Genomic DNA, 23844 nt, shown 5'->3' on the forward strand with positions numbered 1-23844 from the left:
TTTTGTTAATTTAATAATAGTTGAAAAGATAATGAGAAAAAGGCAGATAAATCATTATGGAAACAATCCTGAGTCTATGTATTGGCATTGGTTTAAGTGCCGCCTGCGGTTTTCGTGTATTTGTACCGTTATTGGTGATGAGTGTTGCATCACTGATGGGCTGGTTTGAGCCAATGAAAGGTTTTGAGTGGTTAGCGATACCATCGGTATGTATTGGCTTAGCTGTCGCAACCATTTGTGAAATTGGTGCGTACTATATTCCTTGGGTAGACAATGCTTTAGATACCATTGCAACGCCAGCAGCGATGGTGGCTGGAACATTGACCACCATGGCGGTCAGTACAGGTGAAATGTCACAGTTTGCGAGCTGGGCGGCTGCGATTATCGTTGGTGGTGGTACAGCAACAGCTGTACAAATGGGCACGGTTGCGGTTCGTGGTGTATCTACTGCAACGACAGGTGGAATAGCCAATCCTTTGGTGTCTACAGGTGAATGGATTGGGGCAATCGTGGTATCGGTATTATCACTTATCGTTCCTGTATTGGTGGTGATTGTTGGTATTATTTTGATGGTGCTAGCGGTTCGCTGGTTAAGAAAGAAAAAACAAGAAAGCGTTGTTCATCCATTGTAGTTAGTGTGTTTTAGCATTTGTGAAACAAGTGTTTATCAAGATTCAAAGAGGATAATGACTCAATTCAATTGGGTTGAGTCATTAAATTGGATTAAGTGTTTTCTGTTTTTTGACATAGGAAGTTGATTCACTCTAAATCGAATACAAAGACAAATTTCCCCAACAATAAATCAATAAAAGAGAGATTGATTTTTGCATCATAAAGGCATACTTTTATTATGGGATTAATAAAAACATCGTTTTTACGGATTTAATCTCAAGGTCTTTTTAAGAGTATTGGGGGAAACTTTTATGATGGACAAATTTATTATCAATGTAAATGCGCAAGCCAATGGTGTATATGAAGTACATAATGCAAGCAAAGCTTGTGAGCATTTACCTAAGGCGGAAAATCAAAATCTACTGGGTTTTTTTGCGACAAGTGAGTTGGCAATTAAACGAGCAAAGATGAATTGGCCTCGTGAAAAAATTAAGGGATGTGTTTGCTGTTGTTAAGAAGCTCATAGCCTTTAACCAGCACCAATTTTACCTGCTGTTCCATCTTTATGTGGTGGAACTGCATAACATTAAAAGGGATAGAACGTATATCTATTCAATTGAAATGTAAATTTTAAACGTCAATTGTTTGAAGTCACGACGAAAGCTTATGCTGACTCATTTTTTTAAATAACTTGAGAATTGAAAGATGCTGATACTTTTTACTGGTTGATATAAAAATAGAAAAATTAATAAAAACTTCATCAATAAATAATCTGATTTTTGTGATGAGTGTTTGATAAAAAGTAATAAATTTTAATGATTTAACATAAATATTTGTTTTAAAACAAAGATATAAATGCTATTAATAGCTCATAATATAAACATCACATGGATAGGTGAGAACAATGAGAAAGTTCGAGGTCGAGATCAATTTGCCTGCACAAGATATCGTATCATTTGAGGCAGAGGACATTGAGCAAATTCGTGCAAAATTTTATGCGATCAATTGGCGCCGTTTATTCCTGACACAGGGACAAGTTGAAAATTCTGATATTTCCTTTGCTGTACAGGACACGGAGACAGAACTTTATTTACATATCCAGTTAAATACACACTCGAGTAAAGCAGACCCTGTTTTTCAGATCGATAGCAATATCCAACTGGTTGTTGAAAGTAAAGAATTTTTGGGATTTTTAACGCGCAAAAAGAAATATGATGTGGTGTATAAAAACTTAAACCAAGCGCAAGTTTCAGATCAGCTCAGCTTATTCCTAAATGGGCAAATCGAAGAGATGACAGAACAATATCGACAATTGATGCATAAAAAAATGCTGCAAGAGCATCGTTTGGCATAATGACTAGAGATCGACATCTTTTATAAAAAGTAAGGAAGCTTGAGCTTCCTTATTGATCTGTAAAAAAAAGAATAAACGGGTTTGATTGTTTGCCCAAAAGATAAAATACACCTAGTGCATATAAAAATTAAATATAGTGATAAATTTTACAATTTGTAATTTAAAATCAATGATTAATTTATAATTTTTTGATTGGAGTCGTTATTAATTTTAAAGAGTGTTGTTACACTACAAATAGATTTTAAGGGTATGCGTTATAAAATAATGAACAAGTTTGAAATTCAAATTCAGTATCCTAATCACACCGATGAGCGTGAGATGGAGCAAGAGAGCGATTTAGACATTGCTGAGATATTGGCGAAATTTGAAAGTATCAGTTGGCGCCGTCAACGCGTTTTGCAATTACAATTGGATGGTCGAAACACTATTTTTACAGTGTTGAACTCAGTGTCAGAAGCATTTTTAAAAATTACATTAAATGCTTATGCAAAAAGTGAGGATTTTGAATTTAAGATAGAAAGCAATATCAAATTGATTTTTCAACAACGTGAATTATTTGGCTTGATGACACGGAAAAATAAAGAAGTATTTGCAATCAAACACAGTACGCTTGAACAGGTAAAAGCGAGTTTAACCGCATTTTTAAATCAGGATACCCAAGGCTTGGAAGATATTTTGCGTGATAGTAAAACAACCTCGCTAAAAGATGCGTCTTAAGTTAGTAGATTAAAGCGTGTGATCATTTAAATAGAATGACTAAAATGCAAATTTATAAATTAAATTTGCATTTTTTTTAGAATTTATGCAATAAAAAATCATTAAATAAGCTTTGTTGAAAAATTTTCTTTATTAAGTAACTTTTAAAGGAAAATTTTCCTAAAAAATAAAAAAATTAATCTATCTTAGGAAAATAATCCCGAGTCGATTTGGCTAATATTTATCTCAAGGATGTAAGGGATCGAAAAGAGTAGATTGCTGCCAGTTGCGTACAGCGTGAGTGCAGTACTTACCCACAAGGTCTCGATTCGGCTTAGGACGCTATAAACCATAAGTTTGTAGGCAATAGGATTAAAACTTACCAAGTTTTAATAGTTGAAGTAAACCAGAGTTGTTTTCCCACTCATCCTGAAAAATTCGATAAAAATAATGTGAAAATCTCAAATAAGACTCATCAATTAAGCCTATTCAAAAGTATTCAAAACATCAGAAAAATACATCAAAGCAAAATGATTTCATCACAGCATCACATTAAAATAAGTTCTATACTTTATTCAAATAATGACAGATATTGAAACCAAACAATGATAAAGAGTATTGCAATGAATGATAAAAATGAAAATCATATTTGCTTGATATGTAATCAAACTTTTTCACATGCGAATGTTGTTCCGCTCGGGGCTATACGTAAGGTTATTACTGAAGAAATTGCACGAGATTTTCCCAATTGGTCTGCGCAGGATTATATTTGTAAAGCAGATTTAACCAAATATCGTATGCAGTATGTGCAATCTTTGCTTCAATCGGAGCAGGGGGAGGTGTCAAACCTAGAGTATGAAGTGCTTAATAGTATGCAACAGCATGAATTAATAACAAAAAATACTGAAACACAACTCGAAAAAAAATGGACCATTGGGGAAAGGCTCGCAGATAAAATTGCGACTTTTGGCGGAAGTTGGACGTTTTTAATTTGTTTTATGCTTTTTTTAGTTGTTTGGATTTTATTAAACACAGTTGTGATCGTAAAACAACCTGCTGATCCTTATCCTTTTATTCTATTAAATCTTATTTTATCTTGTCTTGCTGCAGTACAAGCACCAATTATTATGATGAGCCAAAACCGTCAAGAAGCCAAAGACCGCTTACGCTCCCAAAATGATTATCAAGTCAATTTGAAAGCTGAATTAGAAATCCGTCATTTGCATGAAAAAATAGATCATTTACTCATTCACCAGTGGGATAAACTGGCAAAAATTCAGGAAATTCAATTGGATTTATTATCGGAAATGAATAAAAGAGAAATAAAAAAAGACGAGTGAAAGATTAAAAATACAGAAAAAGCTTTTGAGCGTTACGGCTCTTTGGGGTTTGCATCTTTGTTGATAAGAACAGAAATATATTCTCGATTTTTTAAATTAGTTTGCAATAAAAAATCATTTTAGAAATATAAAAGATAAAAAATCCTGAGATTGTGTTTGATTGCGGGAAATAATTCTAAATTTCACGAGAAAATCTTAATCTTAGGAAAATAATCCCGAGCCGATTTCGTTAATATTTATCTCAAGGATGTAAGGGATCGAAAAGAGTAGATTGCTACCAGTTACGTACAACGTGAGTGTAGTACTTACCCACAAGGTCTCGATTCGGCTTAGGACGCTATAAATCAAAAGTTTATAGGCAATAGGATTAAAACTTACAAAGTTTTAATAGTTGAAGTAAACCAGAGTTGTTTTCCCGCTCATCCTGAAAAATTCGATAAAAACTATATTTTACAATTCCATTTATTTGATCTCATTAACTTACCGACAAAGCAATTAACAAATTACCTATAAGAAGCTAAAAATCATCATATTCAAAACTTTACTTTATTGCATATTTTAACTATAAGTGACTCATTGACGTCTAAATTCGATTATTAAAATTAATTAAAACATCGATTTAATTGGATTTTTGAAGTGTTGTTGTTTTGGGTTCTGCAATTCAAGCTGTTGTAAAAGCTTGCTACTATTGGACAAAGGATGATGTCTAAATGATTAAACAATTGGAGACCTATCTGTTGATGAGTTCGATGGTTGTACGTCGTATTAGTTTGCTTTTTATCATCATCATTTTAGGTGCAATTGATCTGGCGACTGGCTATGAATACTCATTTGCAGTGTTTTATCTGATTCCTGTTTCTATTGCTGCTTGGTATGACAACAGGCATATCGCGATGATTACGGTTATTTTATCGGGGATTACTTGGTTATATGCTGACTATAGTGCAGGGCACCAGTATACAAATTCGATTATCCCTTTCTGGAATGCTTGTGTAAGGCTTGGCTTCTTTAGTGTTGTGGCTTTTTTATTGTTGAGAATAAAAAATAATTTGAATGAAATGACTTTAATGGCAATGAAAGATTCTCTGACATCGCTGAATAATACTCGTGCCTTTAATTTAGAGTATCAGGCACTAAAAAAGCGATATTGCAAAAAAGAACATACCTTAGCTGTCGCTATTATAGATTTAGATGGCTTTAAAGCGGTAAATGATACCTATGGACATAGCAAAGGTGATGATGTTTTAGTCGAGTTCGCTCATGTATTGCAAGCTGCGACACGCCATTCTGATGTGGTTGCTCGTATGGGAGGTGATGAATTTGTAGTGATCTTACAAGATACTGATTTAAAAGGAATCGAGGACTACGCAAAACGGCTTAGAAATAGTTTCTTATTTAGTGGCTTGAAGCATAAATTCGGTATCGATTTTAGTATGGGAATCCGTATTTACAATGAATTACCTGACAATGTTGATGATTCAACACATCAGGCAGATTTATTGATGTATCAGTCTAAAGCACAAGGTAAGTCACAAACAACAATTCATGCAATCTTATAAACAGTAGCCTTACAAGCAGTAATAAGGCTAAAGATTTTATTCCTTTATGCTATCAAGTGGATTCGGTTTTATTTCCCCATTGCTTAAATAACGGCTTTCAATATAGTTAACCTGTCAAAAAACGCATACACAAGAATATAATTTTTATTAATTAATTAAATAAATTATATGAAAAAATCAATTGTTTAATTATAAAAAAGCTTGCAATGCCACACCTTAAATTCAACGTTTAAATCCCTTTGCGTAGGCGATGCCTCACTTTTCAGAGATGAAAAGTGACAAAAATCTTTTGTTTGGCGAGGGGTACGTCCTGTACCCCCGCCCAACGGCGACATCCATGTCGCCCCGCGGTAGGATAACCATCTAGGATTCAAAAGTACAAAAAATGAATTGTTAACCAACAGTTTCTAAAAGTTCATACAAAACATAAGCTTAATTTCTGATCAATGACTTTATAGATATCACTTATATGAATAATTAAATGGTTTAAATATAGTGACTTTTGAGTATCCGAATACACTTCCAGTAAGCGGATACGTATCAATAGTCTATAAATATTTTACTTCTAATGTGGTGATCAAGGTTTCTAAGAGCAATAACACATCGGCTTTTTTGCGTGCATCAATAAAAAATACAGGTAAATTTAGATTACGTTCCATCAACCATTGACGGTATTGGTGCGTTGGCTTATTCATATCATCATCGATATGGGTGACTCCAATCACAATGTTTTCACCATATTGTTTAAAAATATTGAGGTAATATTCGAGTTCATCTAAGGGGGTTGCTAAGCTATGATCAATCAACAGAATCGTACCAATCGCGCCTTTGCATATCACGCCCCACATAAAGTCAAAGCGACCTTGTCCTGGTGTGCCATACAGCCCAACTTTACTGCCATCATCTAGGGTTACTTCGCCATAATCGATTCCCACGGTTGTGTTTAGTTTTTTATGGCTACGATCATCGGTGTTAAATGCTTCTGTTGCTAATACAGGTACTTCTGATAATGATTTAATTGCTTCAGTTTTACCTGCCCCCATTGAGCCTGCAAAAACAATTTTATACTTTTGAATAATCATCGTGTATTTATCCCTTAAAATTTAAATCGACTTTTTAATTTGTTAAAAAAGCTTTTTAAAATCCCTTTTTCTTCCGTTTGCTCAGTATTACTTGGTGTTTTATCAAATAGACTTTCTTTTGCTGAAATCAGTTCAGCGTTATGGATGGCTAAATTCGCAGCAACAAAGTGCTGGACGGTTGTGACTGGAATGTTGAGTTTGTCTGAGACGTGTTGAATCTCAGCTCCAGAAATAAAGCATGCACTTAGTTGTAACAGTAATTTCTTATCCAACTCATTGGGCTGAATCCAGAATTTGAGACGATAATATTTATCAGCCGCAGGTACGGTGATTAAATTGGGGTTTTTCCAAATTAGGTTAAATAACCAATTTTCTAAGTTGAATTGTCGTTTACGAGAAACTTTTATAAAGTCCGCAGTGACTGCCGCAGTGTAGTGTATCGAGCGATCTGTTTGGTATTCTTCACGGGTGGCTTCTAGCCATGCCAAATGTGCATGATGGTCGATAATCGCAATCGTGCCGAGATGATCATTTAAAATGACTTTGCGACTGTCGTGATGGAAAAGCGCTGCAAAAAAATCAATTTCTTTGATTTCAAGTTGATCCTCGGCTTCATCATCGGGAACTTGGCTAAGTTCCAGCTGTTCTGTTTCGGTCTTATGCAGTAATTTGATATTGACCCAGTTTTTCAATGTGAATTCGTCATAAATCGGGATGCAGAGTAAATTGTCTTCTGCACTTTCTTTATGCTCACTATGTTTTGAAATTTTTAAATAAGGAATATTTTTATTTTGGATAATATTCTGGATATTATTATTTTCAAAAAACTGCTCATTGATCAAAATACAATTTATATTTTGATCTGAAACACTTGTCCAATTTATACCAATATTGGTTGGTAAAATTTTTCTAAGTCTTATTTTAAGATCGTCAGAGGTGGTTAAACCTAAGCCTGAAATTGCGATATTGATACATTGATTGTTCATAATATCACTTATCTAATATTAAAAAATTAAAGTGTAAACTGTTTTTTAACGGTCGTAGTTAGTTTAAGTTAACGCTAGATTTGTTCTTTTTCCAGTAAAATCATTTTTTTAATGTTTAATTGCTTGGCATTTAATCAGTATATTTCTTACATTATTATCCTCCTGTGTAAACTGTTAATTTTTCTTAAAGTTTAGAGAGTTTCATAGCTTTAAATTAACATTAGTTATTATAAAAAATCTATCTTAAAGTTAAATAAATTGCTTAGTTATTTTTATCAATAAAAGCTTAACTTAATAGTGATTTGAATATTTATTATGATTATGCATATTTTATCATTTATAATATTATTACTGTGATTTTAATCACGTGAAATGATTAAAATTACTTAAGTATTTTTTACATGAAAAAAAGCGATCATTTTGATCGCTTTTTATAATTTTTAATTATCAAACTAAATTAAGCAAAAAGCTTCGTCGCTGCTTCAAAAAGAATATACAAAACCACAAGTGCTACCACAGGTTCTGCAATTTTAGCCCAAGTTGGGTTTGCCGTTTCGGTTACTACGACGTCTTGATGATCTGTATGAAGATCTGCTTTTTGAACATTGACCATTTGATTAAACTCCTTCATCGTTTCATCTAATGATATCTCTTCCTCGGGTACAGGTTGAGAGCCAATCAGTTCGGTTAGTTCGTTTGTTGACCAAACCCAATCTTTCGCCTGACCTGATAGGTGCTCAATTTGCCCAATCACCAATTCTCGAAGCCCTCGCTTACCTAAACTTCCAGCTGTTTCAAGTTGCTTTAATTCAGCAAGCTGTAGTTCAAGAATTTCCGTTGTTGCTGGTTCAAGTATAGATTTATCTAAACTGGATTTATTCTGAGTAGAGGTGGTGAGGTGTCGAGAAATTTCTTGGCTGTACAACTGATCTTGCGAAAGAATTTCTTGATACAACGCATCATCATCTTTACGCCATAGCGTAATGAGTTTACCCAACGTTAAAGCATTGAGTTCTTCAATATGTGCTATACGTTGAGCAGGCTCTAATTGAGATAATAGCTGAGGCTTTTGAATCTTTATCTGCTCAGCAAAGTATTGTACGAGATCAAAAGCCATTCAGTTCTCCTTGTTCTATTCTAAAATTCTTAAACTTGGTTTTTTCTTTGGTGTCTCAGTTTTAGTTTCTACTTCTTCACTAGTATTTGATTCTAAAACATCTTCATCTATTTGCACATTGGCATATTCATCTGGATCAAAGAATAATCCTTGTCCATTTTCGCGTGCATACAAGCCTAATACGGCATTTATAGGCACATAGATATCTTTAGATGCACCACTAAAACGAGCAGAGAAGGTAATTGCTTCATTGGTCATATTTAACATATGCACAGAATGTGGTGCGATGTTCAATACAATTTGCCCATCTTGTACAAATTGTTGTGGTACATCGGTGTAGGGTTTGGTTGCGTCAACAAGTAAGTATGGCGTTAAATTGTTGTCGCAAATCCATTCATATATTGCGCGTGCAAGGTATGGTCGAGTTGGGGTTAAGTTCAATTCTTGTTCAGACATTAAAAAATACTCTATTGATTTGCGATCTAGAATTTTGCCAAAAATTCACTATATCTGCTTTTCTCTTTAAAAGTCATCGACTTTAAAAAAGCAGGGCGGCTAAAAATCCGTTGGCAATATAATAAAATTGGACGAGATTGTTGTTTCGGTAGTTCAATTCCCATATGTTTTAACCGTATGAAAATTGGCGCTAACATGCAATCTAAAATTGTAAAGTTTTCAGACATAAAATAAGGATAATGTTGAAAAAGTGGGGTAAGGGATACCAAAGTATCTTTTAATTGTTTTTGTGCATTCTTTTTTGCAGTTTCATTAAGTGTGTCTGGGTGGCGTAGCATAATATCTGCAAGTTTAAGCCAATCTTGTTCAAAGCGCCAAATATACTGTCTTTGCTCTGCGCGTGGTGCTGGGGCATCCGCATAGAGTTTGTTTTGTCGATAACGGTCATCTAAGTATTCAGAAATAATACTGGTATTAAACAGCTTTAAATCATTTTCAATCAGCATAGGTAGTTGATTATATGGATTTAAACTGGCTAAATCTTCATCATCTTCTTCGACAATGATTAAGGTGTGTTTAATTTGTTTTTCTGCAAGAAGAAATCTAATCCAATGTGAACGAAAGTCATCCTCGTGGCTATACAACGTAATCCCTTGTTGAGGTGCATTTTCGACAGGCATATTCCAAAAACTAAGTGAAGTGAATAGAGTAGAATACTAAAAATAGACAATAAAATCATCTTAACTTTAATAAGCTTATGGTGGGTATTGCTATCAAGTAGATAGAAAACAAGGATAAACCTATGAATTTAATAAATAAGCACAGTAAATTGGCGTTGGTATTGCTGTTGATGATGGGTATTTCAAATACATATGCAAAGAAGCAATCTGTAGATGCGCAAATACAAGAGGCTGCTGCTGAAGCAACCGAAGCCGCTGGAGCGGAAGTGGCTGGAGCAGGGGCCTTATGTCGTGCAGATGAGGCCTGTGATGTTGCATCTGCTGCTTCTGAAGATGAAATGTATGGTGGGATCAAACAAGAATACGTTGTAAAGGGTTGTAAGGTGACGATCTATAACGATGGACCCGTGAAAATGGTCAATGTAAAGACCGATGAGCCGTGTAATGCACCGATCCCGAAAGATCATAAGTTTTCTAAGGAAACTCGAACTTATCAGGAAAATGGCTGTACGATTACAGAATCAAAAGCTGCTGATGGGATTTCTGACGCTGTCATGGACTGTTCTAAGCGAGATAAAACAAAATAACTTCGAATAGTTACCACATAAAAAAACCTCGGCAAATGCCGAGGTTTTTTGTCCGATTCGGTAAACGAATTAACGTTTAGAGAATTGAGGACGTTTACGAGCTTTACGTAAACCAAGTTTCTTACGTTCAACTTCACGAGCATCACGAGTAACGAAACCAGCTTGACGAAGAGCAGGTTTTAAAGTCTCGTCAGAAGCGATCAATGCACGAGTAATACCGTGACGGATAGCGCCTGCTTGACCACCGATACCACCACCAGCAACAGTGATGTAAAGGTCAAATTTTTCAGTAACTTCTAAAAGCTCAAGTGGTTGACGAACAACCATACGAGCAGTTTCACGACCGAAATACTGTTCAAGAGTGCGGTTGTTGATTACGAGTTTACCAGTACCAGCTGATAGGAAAACACGTGCAGTTGCGGTCTTACGGCGACCTGTACCATAGTTAGTAGCCATGTGCTGTATCCCTTAGATGTCCAAAACTTGTGGCTGTTGAGCAGTATGAGGATGCTCAGTACCAGCGTACACTTTCATTTTCTTGATCATCGCGTAACCAAGAGGACCTTTTGGCAACATGCCTTTTACAGCACGTTCGAAGATTTCTTCTGGTTTGTGAGCAACTAATTTTTCGAAATTAGTTTCACGAATACCACCAGGGAAACCAGTGTGGCGATAGTATTTCTTATCAAGTGATTTTTTACCAGTCACTTGTACTTGTTCAGCATTGATCACAACGATGTAGTCACCAGTGTCAACGTGAGGCGTATAAGAAGTTTTGTGTTTACCGCGTAAACGACGAGCGATTTCAGTCGCAAGGCGACCTAAAGTTTTGCCAGAAGCATCAACAACATACCAGTCGTGTTGAACTTCAGCTGGCTTAGCGCTGAGAGTTTTCATTAAACCACTACCTATTATAGTTGGTTTGGACTATGGAATCTGTCCAAACAAAAAGGAGTGCGAATTCTATCTGAAAAGAGTTAGAGTCGCAATTGAAATATTGAATTTCAAGCGCATCATTATATGGATAAACGTACCCAAAAGCAAAGCTTAGTTTGGATAAAATGTTGTAAGGTTTTCTGATTTATATTGGAATTGTGACAGGATTCATGAATAATTAAACTGATATAAAGAAAATAAGTCAGGCAAAAATGAAAATAATAAATTCAATAAAATTCGTTCTACTGCTATTCGGTATAGGTAACTTAAACCTGAGTTTTGCTCAAGCTGATTTGCAGGATCAGCAAGCCCAGTTCAATCAATTGAATTCAAAGAACATACTAGAAAATGAAAAAACATTGGGAAATGAAAAAATAAAACAAATCGGCAACACTAAGGAAGGAAAAGCAGCAAGAAAACAACAGCGAGAAGAACTGGATACGATTATAGATGCCAAATGGATGACGGTCGATTTTAGTGAAGAAATTCAATCCGCATATCCTTGCCAAGCGATTGGACTACTTATTCAAACGCAACATATCCCTATTGGTGAAGAAGTCGATGCGGTCGTGCAATGGAAGGATGATGACGATAAAAGCCGAAGTGGCGAATATACAGTCTATGGAAAAGTTGAACCTGACCAACGGGTTAGAATAATCTTTGATCAACATATTGACCCTGCCAAGTGTGGGAAAGAGGTTGAATCGAAGTTTGATTTCTCTGAGATTGATCAAGATCAAGATCAAGATCAAGATCAACCAGAAACTCGTCCAGCGACTAAAAGTCAGCTCTAAAGGATTCTAAGTTTCAATCATCTAAGTCTGATGAAATACAAAAATTATTTACAATGGTCTTATATAGGTGGTTTGAGACATTGTTTTTGGTTTTTTTACATGATTTAGTTAAATTCAATATAAAAATGAATTTGAATTAGAAATGATAATTTAGAACCGATGTATACTGTCTATGCAAGGTCTGTTAAAAGAGTTCTAGATGCTTCCTTTATATATAACCAGTGGTGAGCCTGCTGGCATTGGCCCAGATATTTGTTTAGATTTGGCAGATCGTATTGATGATCGTCCAGTTGTTGTATTGGCTGATATCAATATGTTGAGGGATCGTGCCAAAATTTTAAACAAAAGCGTTCAGCTTATTGAGTATCAAGGGCAGAGGGAGTGTTTGGCTCAAGGTCAGCTCTATGTGGAACATGTTCCTTTAGCCGTGGATGTTGTTTTAGGGATGTTAAACTCGCAAAACTCTGCATATGTGATCGAACAATTACGCCGAACTGCATACTATGCCATGCAAGGACTCAGTGTTGGGGTTGCTACAGCGCCAGTACAAAAGTCAATTATCAATGACGCAGGGATCCACTTCAGCGGTCATACGGAATATTACCAAGAGTTTGCTGGTGTGGAACGTGTGGTCATGATGCTTGCAACAAAAACATTAAGAGTTGCTTTAGTGACCACGCATTTACCACTGCGGGATGTTGCAGATGCGATTACCAAACAGCGTCTCCATCAGGTAATTGATATTCTTATTCATGATTTAAAAACAAAATTTAAAATTAATCATCCGCGTATTTTAGTGTGTGGCTTAAACCCGCATGCTGGAGAGGGTGGTTACTTAGGTCATGAAGAAATTGATACGATTAATCCTGTACTTGAAAGTTATCGAGGGCAAGGCATAGACATGAGTTTAAGTATGCCTGCTGATACTTTATTTACTGTGGATCATTTAAAAGGCACTGATGCTGTTTTGGCGATGTATCACGATCAGGGTTTACCTGTGTTAAAATCGCAGGGATTTGGCGAAGCCATTAATATTACTTTGGGTTTACCTTTTATTCGGACCTCAGTTGATCACGGTACTGCGCTCTCCCTTGCAGGTACAGGCCTTGCAAAAAGTTCAAGTTTGCATGTCGCTGTCGATTTAGCGCTTGATCTCGCTCGCTCGAATTAATTTGTAAACAACCTTATTTATCACGTTGGATTTTTTTTATGTATCAAATTAATGCCTTAAACCCTAAAGATGAAGGGCATCATACGCGTAAGCGTTTTGGACAAAACTTCTTACATGACCAACGTGTGATTGCCAAAATTGTTCGTTCTGTTGCCCCGCGATCAGGGGAAAATATTGTTGAAATTGGACCGGGTTTAGCCGCTTTAACTTCACCTTTAAATGGTGAATGTGACGCTTTGACTGTGCTAGAACTGGATCGTGACTTGGCAGCAGGCTTGCCGGGTCGAGTACCACATCCTGAACGCCTAACCATCATTGAAACTGATGCGTTAAAATATGATTTTACTGAATTATTTCAGGAAGGCCGTCCTTTACGTGTGGTCGGAAACCTACCTTATAATATTTCAACGCCTTTGCTTTTCCATCTCTTGGAATTTGGTGACAAAGTCAAAGACATGCATTTTATGTTGCAAAAAGAAGTGGTTGATCGTATTACCGCATCTCCAAACACTAAAGAATATGGGCGTTTGTCGGTGATGATTCAATACTTCTGCAAACCTACTTTCTTGTTTGAAGTGCCACCGGGATCATTCAATCCACCACCAAAAGTAACATCTGCGGTATTCCGTTTAGAACCTTATGCGACTAAACCAATTGTTGCTAAAAGTGAAAAAGCCTTGGCTCGTTTGGTATCGCATGTGTTTACCCAACGCCGAAAAACATTACGTAATAGCTTAAAAGGTATGTTGGTTGAAGATGGTTTTGAAAATGCTGGTGTAGATCCAATGGCACGCCCAGAAACCTTAACATTAGCTCAGTTTGTTGCATTATCTGACCAAATGGTGGCTTAAATGGCGCTGGAAAAAGTCAGATATAATTATGTGATTGGTGATGTACAAGGGTGTTTTGAAGCACTGAAAGCACTGCTCAAAGAAATTCAGTTCGATGCTGATCAAGATTTTATTTGGTTTGCGGGCGATTTAATCGCGCGTGGTGAAAATTCAGTGGGCGCATTACGCTTTATCAAAAAATTATGCGAACAATGCAATGCTGCGACAGTCCTTGGCAATCATGATTTAAATCTGCTGGCGGTTGCACGTGGGATCAAAAAACTCAAAGAAAAAGACCATATTGATGATGTTATCCATGCTTTAGAAAGTGATGAGTTGATTGATTGGTTGCGTAAACAGCCTTTGTGTTTATTTCCCAATGAAAAGACGATTTTGACCCATGCGGGTATCCCGAATATTTGGGATGCGGAAAAGACTGCCGCGTTGGCCAAAGAAGTAGAAGCAGTCTTAGCGCATGATGACTTTGCTGTGCTGGATTCATTTCTAAAAGAGATGTATGGCACTGAGCCAGATTTATGGGTTGATGATTTACAAGGTCATGCTCGCTTACGCTGTATTACCAATTATTTAACCCGTATGCGCCTGACTGATGCACAAGGTCGTTTAGAGTTTAGCTTTAAAGATGCTTTAGATGAGCCGATGCCAGCAGGTTTTCAGCCATGGTTTAAATTTGAATCTCAGACAGCAAAAACTCATCAGATCGTTTTTGGACATTGGGCAGCGTTGCAAGGTGAGCGCATCAATGCGCAAATCCAAAATGTCGATGGTGGTTGTGTTTGGGGGCATCAACTGCTGGCTTATCGACTAGAAGATCAAAAACTTTTTAGTGTCGATAATCCTGTTTTTTGATATGAATAAAAGCCACAACATGTGGCTTTTATTTTGGGCAATATCACAAGATTCAAGCATAGTGTCAATGCACCATTTTCAATGATTTTAATCTTTTAAATGGCGAATTTATCTATCAATTAAAAAGCAAATTATTCTTGTCGAATCCATGTCTGACTTCGACCAATCAGCGAAATACCAAGATAGCCACGTAAGGTCAGGCGGTTTCCACTTGCATTTAAGCGGGCTTTGCCATGATAAATTTTTCCTCCGCGAGGATCCAGAACTTCACCACCAATATAGTTGTTTGGATTGTTTGGATCAGCTTTTAACTTTTGTAAAATAGTTAAGCCAATAATGGGTTTATTGGTAAAGGGTGCTGGGCAATTGCGACATTGTGTTAAAGCAGTTTCGCCTGGTGCAGGAAAATCTTTAATGATTTTACCGACATAAGTATCATCTTTTAGTTTCTCGATTTGAATATGTGCACGAACATAACCTGTTTTATCATCAACAGTGCGCCATGTGCCAGTGATGTCAGCTGCATGTGTCCAGCTGATCATTCCCAGTAGCATACAACTGAAAATTCCTTTTTTCATAAGCATACCTATTTTCTTTTAAGTTTAAATGTTGTGATCAGTGAATAAAACCTTATTCACGAATCCAAGTTTGACTACGACCGAGTGCAGACACTCCCACATAACCTCTTAACATCAAGCGATTACCGTTTGAGTTGAGTTTGGCTTTCATGGAATAAATCTTACCTGTAAGTGGGTCAATAATTTTTCCACCGACATAATCTTCTTCACTGGTTTGTTTGAGATTTTTAAGAACATCCATACCTAAAATGGGCTTATTGGTATAAGGCGCTGGACAGTCTATACAGGTTTCTTTTGGAGTATAACCAGGACGTGGGGTAATTTTGATGATTTTACCGGTATATGTGCCATTGGCTTCTTTGCGTATTTCAAGCACAGCTTTAGATGAGCCAGTTTTATCATCGATATTTTTCCAAGTACCAGTGATATCTTTTGCCATACTGCTACAGCTTAAAATAGAAAATAATGTCCCTAAGATGAACTTATTAAACCTCATTTATTGATTCCTTATCAAAATGGGGGAAAGAATAGTTCATCTTAAGCTGAATAATTACTCTAGGCAATCATGTGAAAAGTAAACTAATTCACATTTATTTTATAAAAAGTATAAATGTTGGCAACCAGATGGCTGTGAACACCGCATTTACTGCCATTCCAAAGGCTGCATAACGACCTGCAACCGCGCCACGTTGCCAAGCTTGGGCCGTTCCGATGGCATGTGCAGCCAGTCCTAAAGCCAAGCCAGACGCACGTTCATCATTAATATTGCGTAAAATAATTGATGAAAATGCGGCTCCAATCACTCCTGATAAAATGACGATCAAAATCACTAATGTGACTGGTGAGTGCAATAAAGTTGCAATATTGATTGCAATTGGCGTAGTCACAGCACGTGTGGCAAAGGCCATGATGGTCGGTTCTGACATATGCAGTAAATAAGCCAAACTCATGGGTAATGCAACAGCGCTGATACTGGCAAACACCAAGATCCCGACAACAGATTTCAGTGGTAAATCATCATAACGCATTGCGGCTAATGGAATAGCCAATGCCACAGTGACATAACCGAGTAGGTGGCTAAATAGACCATTCATATCGGTATTGTATTTTTCATAAGGAATTTTAAAGATCATTAAAATTCCAATCACAAAAAACATGCCAATGACCAGAAGTGGAATTTGAGGAAAGCGTTTATTAATTGGTTTCGCTGCCAAATAGGCAATTAGCGTGATTAAGAATCCAGTGAGTACACTTAACATATAAGCCTCCTATAGCCACTTCTTCGCCATTTTTGCATAAATCCAGAGTGGAATCAGTGTGCTGACAAACATCACAACCAGAAATAAGGGGATCTCTTTTCCCATACTGACCAGCATGATTAATGAACCCGCACATATCGGTAGGAAAGCAAAGCCACTTTCTCTCATTAATTTATTATTGGTATCGACTAGACGGGCAGGGATTTTTTTGAATCTACGCCATAAAACCAACACAAACAGTAAGCTGAGTAGACCTGTTAAATTGCCCAATTCAGGATGATTAAATTGTGACATCACCAACACAGAAGCTTCACGAAAGAAGATGATAAGTCCTATTGTGAAGATCCATGCTTGCCAATCGATACCTTTTAACTGATCCATGTGTGTTTATTTATAAAAATTGATCTTTCACGTTTTAACCGATTTAGCGCTTTATTTCAAACTCTTCTAACGGCCTTTTAAATTGTTCTGCCTTATTTCCAAGGATTTCAACGAGCGGTAAATGTGCCTGATTGATGAGCTGTTCCAGTTTTTGTGGTGCCATGGCAACCACCAATTGTAAGTTGCCTTGATCATCATAATGCTCAGATTCGATGACGTTAAGATCGTAAAGTTGATTTTTTAACTTGCCATAAGCGGGTTTTAATTGCAGTTCAAAACGTTGAATTTGACCCATCAAACATTCATGTACCGCTTTACGTAACAGGTCTAAACCTTGTTGTGTATGGGCTGAAACATAAACACGCTCAGGTTGGTGCGGTTTGGCATAAACGATTTTGGCTTCTTCGCCGCTTTGATCGATCTTGTTATAAACTCTTAATATTGGAACATCTGCGCCAATTTCATTTAACACCGTTTCTACAGCATCAATCTGTTCCATAACATCTGGGCTACTCGAATCGATGATATGTAACAGTAAAGTGGCTTCTAAAGTTTCTTCCAAAGTTGCTTTAAAGGATTCGACTAAAGAATGAGCGAGATTGCGCACAAAACCAACAGTGTCTGCAAGAACAAGCGTACCAATACCATCCCAATCTAAACGGCGTAAGGTTGGGTCGAGTGTGGCAAATAATTGATCCGCTGCATAAACATCACTATTTGCCAAAATATTAAAAAGTGTTGATTTGCCTGCGTTGGTATAACCGACCAAAGATACGGTTGGAATATTGGCTTTTTGGCGTGCAGCACGGCCTTGAATTCGTGTTTTTCGGACTTTTTCCAGACGATCTTTAAGCTGTTCCATGCGGATGCGTAATAGCCGTCGATCTGTTTCAAGTAAGGTTTCACCAGGTCCACGTAGACCAATACCTCCTTTTTGACTGTCCAAATTGCTACGGCTGCGGACTAAACGTGATGAAAGGTGATCTAACTGAGCCAATTCAACTTGCAGCTTACCTTCATGGGTACGGGCACGCTGCGCAAAAATATCCAGAATCAAACCAGTACGGTCAATCACACGACATTTTAAAATACGTTCTAAATTACGTTCCTGAGCGGGTGACAGTGCTTGGTCGAAAATAACCAACTCGACTTCATCTGCCTCAACTTGTTCTGCAATTTCTTCTGCTTTACCTGAACCAATAAAGAATTTAGGATCGGGTTTAATCCGTTGTACGCTTAAATGCTCTAATATATCCGCGCCCGCAGATTTAGCCAGTAATCGAAATTCTTCTGCATCAAGATCTTCTAAGATTTGAACATTCACACTGACTAAAATGGTTTTTTCACCACCTTGATTTTGATCAAAGTATTCCACAGATTGTAAAACTCAGACATTAGATTAGAAAAATCATTCTAAAGGATATTCTGTGTGAAATCCTAAGCCATATGCAAAGTATTGCAATAAAATTATAAATATATGAATTTATAGTGAAATCTTAATTTGAGTTTTCCTGTTGTTTTAACGGGGAGTTAAAATTTAGTAAAAATCCATAGCTGCTTGATGGCGCGTAATTTTTGCCACAATTTAGCGTTGAGCTGATTTGGCTATTCATTTCGCACAGTAAATCAATCTTGTTGTCTTTAATGATGAATGCAAGTTGATTTAGATATGTATACAATAGTGTCAGTTTAATATGACATACATTTTGTTTAGTGAATATCTATGACTCAACAACAAGCAATCAAAAAGTCAAAATCATCGAAATTAAGTGCTTTATCTAAAGTCTTTTTGTACAGTAAAAAACTGGCATCAGGAACATCTGCTGTTGCAGAAGGCTTTTATCTGGTTTACCGCCATCAACTCTATAAAGATCCCAATAATCCTAAAAATACCCGTTATGTTCAGTATTTTTGTCGCCGTTTAAGTGAAGTATTTAATGTCGACGTGCGTGTACATGGCGATATTCCGCGTGAACCAGCATTGTGGGTGAGTAATCATATTTCATGGTTGGATATTGCTGTTTTAGGTTCAGGGGCGCGGGTATTCTTTTTAGCGAAAGCTGAAATTGAAAAATGGCCAGTTTTTGGCAATTTGGCTAAAGGTGGTGGAACCTTATTTATTAAACGTGGTTCAGGGGATTCGGTGCGTATCCGAGAGCAAATCGCTGAGTTCTTGAGTAAAGATATTCCAGTGTTGTTCTTTCCTGAAGCAACCACCACTGATGGTTCAAAAGTCAAAAAAGTACATGGTCGGATCTTAGGTGCAGCAATCGAAGCCAAGAAACCCGTACAAGTATGTGTGATTTGCTATGTAAATCAACAAGGGAAGTTAGATACCGTGGTACCTTTTATTGGCGAAACCACATTTGTTGAACATGTTCAAGCTGTGCTGGAAATGCCAAAGGTTGTGGCGCATCTCAAAACCTTTCCTGCGATTGCAACAGAAGGGCATACGGTTGAAAGTTTGACGCAACAAGTGCAAGTGATGATGCAAAAAGGTTTGGAAGATCTACAGAAAGAAGTCCTAACAGATTAACGATCTATTCAAAATGATGTCTCTGACTGTTTTGAATAGGCCAAGGGAAGCTGTCTGCGAGAGTGTGTAGGTTTATAAAACGTCTTTACTCAGCAGACAGAATATTTGTCACTGGAGCATAGTCATAACGAGGATTGTTCGAAAAAGAAAAAGTTAGGACGCCTGATTCCAGATTCAAAAATACAGTGAAGGCATTATTTTTTCTCAACGATATTGCCTCACTCATGCTCAACGTTTTTTAGATATTATACCGATCAATATTATTAACTTGACATAAATAAAATGGTTTTTGCTTTTTCCATCAGTCGATTTTACCTGACATCGCTATCGCGTTTGGCGGCATGGATGCCGCCGTTGGTCAAGGGTGATAAGGATATCCCCTTTGACCAACATGAGCAAAAACAAAGTACGGCTTTGTTTGCAGCGCAAGTTTTGGCATTGCCCGAGAAAAGTATAGCATCGCCTACGCAAATCGATCTAAACTTTTCTTAAAATATAAGGCAGTGAAAACACCATGTATTATGCAAATTTTCATGAATGGTCTTACTTTGCTTATTGAGTGCTTATACCATATATGTGAAACTATTCAGGATTACATAAAGCCCTCAATCGGCAACCAAGAAATCACCTTAATTCCTGCTTTTTGCCACCACTTCATTTTTGGCTCTTTTCTTAAAGTGACAATACCTTGAGGCGTTTCTTTGAGCCAGTTGATTTTATTCTGTGAATCTAAAACCAGCTTATAAGCATATTTTTTTAAATTATCGTCCATAGTTTTATGTACGGCAATTGCCAACGGTGGACTGTTGATAATGACCCCAATCTCAGTATTTAAGTTGGCTGAACGCGGGTCGAAATTAAATGAGCCAATAAACACTTGTTTATTATCTACAGCCATCAGTTTGGCATGCAAGCTAGAACGGCTTAAGCCTTTTAAGCTAACTTTGGCTTTCTTTGAGATTTCTTCTGAATTGGCATAGAGATTTTCTTCAGAAACGGCGGGCAGAAACTCATAAAGCTCGACCCCATTTTTTAATAAGTTATCTCGATATTTTGCATAAAATGCATGCACCAACGCGACATCATTGGCTTTAAATGAATTGGTCAGGACACGTACCTTGACGCCCTCATCTGCTAACTCGACCAGTTTCTTTGCGCCTTTTTTTTGCGGAACAAAATAAGCAGAAATCAGATCAACATTTTGAGTCGGGATATCTAAGCGTTTCACCATTTGGAAGTTAAGATGCTGTTCTTTTTTGGCCTTGGCCTGAATTTTATCAGGAGCATCTTTGACCACCTCTGCTTTGACCCAATCCAGTTGAATATTCTGATTGAGCCACTGATCAAAAGCATGGGTACGATTACTTAAATTCAAATAATTTTGAACCGTAATTTCTTGGTAATGGTGGGTCAATTGTTCTTTTAGACTGTCATAACGTAAGGTGTAGGTACTGTGATTGACAATATTTCTCACCGGATAAGCGTAGCTATGATTCCAGTATTCATCAAAGGAGTGGGTAATATCATCTACCGCTTGCCCCACCAACATCACATCTACATCTGAAAATTGGTAATTGTCACTGACGTTATAATATTGATTACTCATATTACGTCCACCAATTAATGAAATTTGATTGTCAGCAGTAAAGGTCTTGTTATGCATGCGACGATTGATACGTTTTAAATCCAGCACCATGTCGATGGGGCGAATACTTCTAAAACGATAAGGGTTAAAAAGTTTTACTTCAATGTTTGGGTGTTGATCTAAGGCGAGATAAACCCCTTCCATTTGTTTGGCATTATTATCATCAATCAGTAAACGAACTTTAACACCGCGATCTGCGGCTTCAATAATTTTGTATAAAGCCAATGAGCCAATTTTGTCATTGTCCCAAATGTAATATTGCAAATCTAACGTTTTTTGTGCTTTTTCAATCAAATTGATGCGTGCTGCGATCGCTTCTAGCGGATCATACAGCACGTGATAACCGGTTAACTCTGGGTTTTGCGCTTTTAATGGAGAAATAATTTGCGCCAAAGGGGTGTCTTTGGTTTCTATATCATAGGCATATTCGGGTGTAATATTTTCTTGTCGAGGAAGGGTTGAACAGGCAGAAAGGCTGAGTAATAGGCAAGAACCAATCATCACCCAAAATTTTGACACATGGTGATTGTGAGCTTTTTGCTGTAATTGGGTATTACGATTGATCGTTCTTTGCATAATATTTTCTAAGATTTCTCAGAGCTAGAGTATAATTGCCTGAGGATATATTGACAATTCGTCGATGTTTGCCGAAATGCAATCCATTTATGAAATGCCAATGTAGCCTTTTCAAAAGATAAATAAAGAGATGACAAGTACACGCGACTTGCGAGATTGAATATGTTTCCAACCCTAACTGTTACATCAATTTTTTATCTCTGCTTCATTGTGCTTGCGATATGGGGAATAAGCCAAGCATGGTTAAGTCAATCTAGAACTGAAACGATCCATCCTTTTAAGTCTTTCGTCCATTTACTGGCATTCTACCTGTCTTATTTATTAATTCCGTTGTTATTTTTTAGCATTTATGCAGGATATATCGGAAAATTCTCATTACATGAAAGTATTTTTATTTTCTTGCTCAGTGCATTGCTGATTTATGCACGCTTTATTGAACCACATCGAGTTCATGTTCAGCATATACAATATTCGTTGGGGCAGGAGAAAATCTTCACTCAACCGATTAAAGTTGCGTTGCTTGCAGATTTACACATTGGTCTGTTTTCTGGACATGAGCGTCAGCTTAAAACAATTGTCAAAAAAATTAATTTGGCTCAACCCGATTTTGTCGTGGTTGCAGGGGATTGGACCTATGAACCTGAAAATAAATTGGTTGAAGAACTGGCGATTTTAAAACAGATCGAAGCCCCGGTTTATTCAGTAAATGGTAATCATGATGAGCAGTATCCAGGACCACCGATTCAAGCCTTATTGGCCAGTGCCTTAGAGGCCAATAACGTCATGGATATTGAAGGTAAAATTGTTGAATTTGATGATTTTCGCTTAATCGGTGTCGGTGACTTATGGGCAGGCAAGGCTGATATGCGTTATATGCCCGATTTACCTCAAGACAAGCCGTGGTTAATTTTGTCACATAACCCCGATACGGTAGATATGGTGCCACAGTTGCCTACACGTCCGTTGATGCTGTCAGGGCATACTCATGGTGGGCAAGTTGAATTGCCGTGGTTGACCAGTTATGTGATGAAAAAAGTTTCTATTCTCGGTCATAAACGAGGCTTGTATCAGCATGAAAATGCCGATGTATTTGTCAGTGTCGGTACTGGTATGGTGGGTGTGCCTTTTCGGTTTAGAGTACCACCAACCATTGATATTATTGAGCTGAGTTAATTTTCGTACTAATCAATCATGTTTTAAAATAGTAAAAGGCTGCAATCCCAATCAAAACAAGAAACCCAATCAATAGCAGCATGCTGCTGGACTTATTCTGATGACTCAAGTCTTCCACCCCTGAGGTTTGAACCGAAGCGTGAGTAGGGTTTGTTGAATCATAAGATGAAGACTTTGCTTGTGATGAGGTATTTTGCGTCTGTCCTTGCATAAAATTTTCGGCAAATTTGGATAAAGCATCTGGTTGAGTCAAATCGATTTGGAATTGTTTTTTGATCTCTTGCCAGTCGGGATGTTGATCATTGATTTCAATGGTTTTACCATCCTGATTGGTCATTTTCACCGTACTTGATGAAAAGTTGAATTCGAAGGAGTTGCTTTCATTTTTTATATTCGGCATTTCGCCTGATAAAATTTGAGGGTTTGCTTTAAAAGCCTGAAGCGCATCTGATGATTCGTATAGGATGCGGACTAATTTTTTTGCTGCGGTTGGATCTAGTTGAAGTTGTGCAATAAGGAATTGTTCTGCTTGTTCTGTTCGATGGTGTTCAAGCAGATCAAGCAATGTTTGTAATTGTGTTTGATTCAATTGGTACATACGCACCTCGAATAATTTAAATGATGAG

The 23844-nt window shown here is 37.1% G+C and carries 27 protein-coding genes and 1 pseudogene; 14 read left to right on the forward strand and 14 right to left on the reverse strand.

The features are described from left to right. Window positions 1-56 precede the first annotated feature (56 nt). The 6 genes from M2R48_RS03660 (at window position 57) to M2R48_RS03685 (ending at window position 5561) form a co-directional block, all read left to right on the forward strand. Window positions 57-632: a DUF4126 domain-containing protein gene (locus M2R48_RS03660; RefSeq protein ID WP_151956807.1), complete on the forward strand. Its 576-nt coding sequence runs from the start codon at window positions 57-59 to the stop codon at window positions 630-632. A gap of 291 nt (window positions 633-923) precedes the next feature. Beyond that, the gene (locus M2R48_RS03665) at window positions 924-1127 is read left to right on the forward strand and encodes a hypothetical protein (RefSeq protein WP_081407350.1); all 204 of its coding nucleotides are present in this window, start codon (window positions 924-926) and stop codon (window positions 1125-1127) included. Between the two features lie 389 nt (window positions 1128-1516). After that, entirely contained in the window at window positions 1517-1966 is a 450-nt protein-coding gene (locus tag M2R48_RS03670; RefSeq protein WP_004819197.1) for a hypothetical protein, read from the forward strand. A 249-nt stretch (window positions 1967-2215) separates the two neighbouring features. Further along, a complete protein-coding gene (locus M2R48_RS03675) occupies window positions 2216-2683 on the forward strand; it encodes a hypothetical protein (RefSeq protein WP_004819199.1) in 468 nt (155 codons plus the stop codon). A gap of 602 nt (window positions 2684-3285) precedes the next feature. After that, window positions 3286-4002, forward strand: a complete 717-nt coding sequence (locus M2R48_RS03680; RefSeq protein ID WP_004819201.1) for a DUF1003 domain-containing protein — start codon at window positions 3286-3288, stop codon at window positions 4000-4002. A gap of 710 nt (window positions 4003-4712) precedes the next feature. Then, entirely contained in the window at window positions 4713-5561 is an 849-nt protein-coding gene (locus tag M2R48_RS03685) for a GGDEF domain-containing protein (RefSeq protein WP_262085136.1), read from the forward strand. 548 nt (window positions 5562-6109) lie between these two features. Here the strand turns inward: M2R48_RS03685 and M2R48_RS03690 are convergent. The 5 genes from M2R48_RS03690 to M2R48_RS03710 all read right to left on the reverse strand — a co-directional run bounded on the left by M2R48_RS03690 (window position 6110) and on the right by M2R48_RS03710 (window position 9882). Further along, window positions 6110-6643: a GTP-binding protein gene (locus M2R48_RS03690; RefSeq protein WP_004722957.1), complete on the reverse strand. Its 534-nt coding sequence runs from the start codon at window positions 6641-6643 to the stop codon at window positions 6110-6112. Window positions 6644-6657: 14 nt separating this feature from the next. Next, window positions 6658-7629, reverse strand: a complete 972-nt coding sequence (locus M2R48_RS03695; RefSeq protein WP_262085137.1) for a hypothetical protein — start codon at window positions 7627-7629, stop codon at window positions 6658-6660. Window positions 7630-8086: 457 nt separating this feature from the next. Next, window positions 8087-8746: a hypothetical protein gene (locus M2R48_RS03700; protein WP_004819206.1), complete on the reverse strand. Its 660-nt coding sequence runs from the start codon at window positions 8744-8746 to the stop codon at window positions 8087-8089. A gap of 15 nt (window positions 8747-8761) precedes the next feature. After that, window positions 8762-9202 (reverse strand): ClpXP protease specificity-enhancing factor, encoded by a 441-nt coding sequence (locus tag M2R48_RS03705; RefSeq protein ID WP_239046407.1) that lies wholly within the window; start codon window positions 9200-9202, stop codon window positions 8762-8764. Window positions 9203-9228: 26 nt separating this feature from the next. After that, window positions 9229-9882, reverse strand: coding sequence for a glutathione S-transferase N-terminal domain-containing protein (locus tag M2R48_RS03710; protein WP_262085138.1), 654 nt, complete (start codon window positions 9880-9882; stop codon window positions 9229-9231). 170 nt (window positions 9883-10052) lie between these two features. On the opposite strand from M2R48_RS03710, the pseudogene M2R48_RS03715 reads away from it, so the two are divergent. Next, window positions 10053-10361 (forward strand): annotated as a pseudogene (locus M2R48_RS03715) (hypothetical protein); the annotation flags it as partial. Between the two features lie 177 nt (window positions 10362-10538). On the opposite strand, the gene rpsI reads toward M2R48_RS03715, so the two are convergent. Both rpsI and rplM read right to left on the reverse strand, forming a co-directional pair. Then, window positions 10539-10925, reverse strand: coding sequence for a 30S ribosomal protein S9 (gene rpsI, locus M2R48_RS03720; RefSeq protein ID WP_004647927.1), 387 nt, complete (start codon window positions 10923-10925; stop codon window positions 10539-10541). Between the two features lie 12 nt (window positions 10926-10937). After that, window positions 10938-11366 (reverse strand): 50S ribosomal protein L13, encoded by a 429-nt coding sequence (rplM, locus tag M2R48_RS03725; RefSeq protein ID WP_004722943.1) that lies wholly within the window; start codon window positions 11364-11366, stop codon window positions 10938-10940. Window positions 11367-11617: 251 nt separating this feature from the next. On the opposite strand from rplM, the gene M2R48_RS03730 reads away from it, so the two are divergent. The 4 genes from M2R48_RS03730 (at window position 11618) to M2R48_RS03745 (ending at window position 15070) form a co-directional block, all read left to right on the forward strand. Continuing rightward, a complete protein-coding gene (locus M2R48_RS03730) occupies window positions 11618-12199 on the forward strand; it encodes a hypothetical protein (RefSeq protein ID WP_262085139.1) in 582 nt (193 codons plus the stop codon). Window positions 12200-12398: 199 nt separating this feature from the next. Beyond that, complete coding sequence (gene pdxA, locus M2R48_RS03735; protein WP_262085140.1) at window positions 12399-13370, forward strand: 4-hydroxythreonine-4-phosphate dehydrogenase PdxA; 972 nt, start codon at window positions 12399-12401, stop codon at window positions 13368-13370. Between the two features lie 38 nt (window positions 13371-13408). Next, on the forward strand, window positions 13409-14221 hold the full coding sequence (gene rsmA / locus M2R48_RS03740; protein ID WP_004722938.1) for a 16S rRNA (adenine(1518)-N(6)/adenine(1519)-N(6))-dimethyltransferase RsmA: 813 nt from the start codon (window positions 13409-13411) through the stop codon (window positions 14219-14221). After that, window positions 14222-15070, forward strand: a complete 849-nt coding sequence (locus M2R48_RS03745; protein ID WP_262085142.1) for a symmetrical bis(5'-nucleosyl)-tetraphosphatase — start codon at window positions 14222-14224, stop codon at window positions 15068-15070. 131 nt (window positions 15071-15201) lie between these two features. On the opposite strand, the gene M2R48_RS03750 is transcribed toward M2R48_RS03745, so the two are convergent. The 5 genes from M2R48_RS03750 to hflX form a co-directional block, all read right to left on the reverse strand. After that, the gene (locus M2R48_RS03750) at window positions 15202-15648 is read right to left on the reverse strand and encodes a DUF2147 domain-containing protein (protein WP_056514750.1); all 447 of its coding nucleotides are present in this window, start codon (window positions 15646-15648) and stop codon (window positions 15202-15204) included. 52 nt (window positions 15649-15700) lie between these two features. Next, window positions 15701-16144, reverse strand: coding sequence for a DUF2147 domain-containing protein (locus M2R48_RS03755; RefSeq protein WP_151802719.1), 444 nt, complete (start codon window positions 16142-16144; stop codon window positions 15701-15703). A 94-nt stretch (window positions 16145-16238) separates the two neighbouring features. Further along, window positions 16239-16907, reverse strand: coding sequence for an LrgB family protein (locus M2R48_RS03760; RefSeq protein WP_004722933.1), 669 nt, complete (start codon window positions 16905-16907; stop codon window positions 16239-16241). A 9-nt stretch (window positions 16908-16916) separates the two neighbouring features. After that, window positions 16917-17288 (reverse strand): hypothetical protein, encoded by a 372-nt coding sequence (locus M2R48_RS03765; protein WP_034610058.1) that lies wholly within the window; start codon window positions 17286-17288, stop codon window positions 16917-16919. 43 nt (window positions 17289-17331) lie between these two features. Further along, on the reverse strand, window positions 17332-18663 hold the full coding sequence (gene hflX / locus M2R48_RS03770) for a ribosome rescue GTPase HflX (protein ID WP_262085144.1): 1332 nt from the start codon (window positions 18661-18663) through the stop codon (window positions 17332-17334). 348 nt (window positions 18664-19011) lie between these two features. On the opposite strand from hflX, the gene M2R48_RS03775 reads away from it, so the two are divergent. Together M2R48_RS03775 and M2R48_RS03780 are read left to right on the forward strand one after the other, a co-directional pair. Beyond that, on the forward strand, window positions 19012-19824 hold the full coding sequence (locus M2R48_RS03775) for a lysophospholipid acyltransferase family protein (RefSeq protein WP_262085145.1): 813 nt from the start codon (window positions 19012-19014) through the stop codon (window positions 19822-19824). 345 nt (window positions 19825-20169) lie between these two features. Next, window positions 20170-20316 (forward strand): hypothetical protein, encoded by a 147-nt coding sequence (locus M2R48_RS03780; protein WP_262085146.1) that lies wholly within the window; start codon window positions 20170-20172, stop codon window positions 20314-20316. 100 nt (window positions 20317-20416) lie between these two features. On the opposite strand, the gene M2R48_RS03785 is transcribed toward M2R48_RS03780, so the two are convergent. Then, window positions 20417-22045 carry a phospholipase D family protein gene (locus tag M2R48_RS03785; protein WP_262085147.1) on the reverse strand — a complete coding sequence of 543 codons (1629 nt, stop codon included), beginning with the start codon at window positions 22043-22045 and terminating at the stop codon, window positions 20417-20419. 162 nt (window positions 22046-22207) lie between these two features. Between M2R48_RS03785 and M2R48_RS03790 the strand changes: the two genes are divergently transcribed. Next, complete coding sequence (locus tag M2R48_RS03790; protein ID WP_262085148.1) at window positions 22208-23218, forward strand: metallophosphoesterase; 1011 nt, start codon at window positions 22208-22210, stop codon at window positions 23216-23218. Between the two features lie 16 nt (window positions 23219-23234). On the opposite strand, the gene M2R48_RS03795 is transcribed toward M2R48_RS03790, so the two are convergent. Further along, a complete protein-coding gene (locus M2R48_RS03795; RefSeq protein ID WP_262085150.1) occupies window positions 23235-23816 on the reverse strand; it encodes a DUF4366 domain-containing protein in 582 nt (193 codons plus the stop codon). Window positions 23817-23844: the final 28 nt, after the last annotated feature.

Source organism: Acinetobacter sp. I-MWF (genome assembly GCF_025433935.1).
GTDB classification, from domain to species: domain Bacteria; phylum Pseudomonadota; class Gammaproteobacteria; order Pseudomonadales; family Moraxellaceae; genus Acinetobacter; species Acinetobacter guillouiae.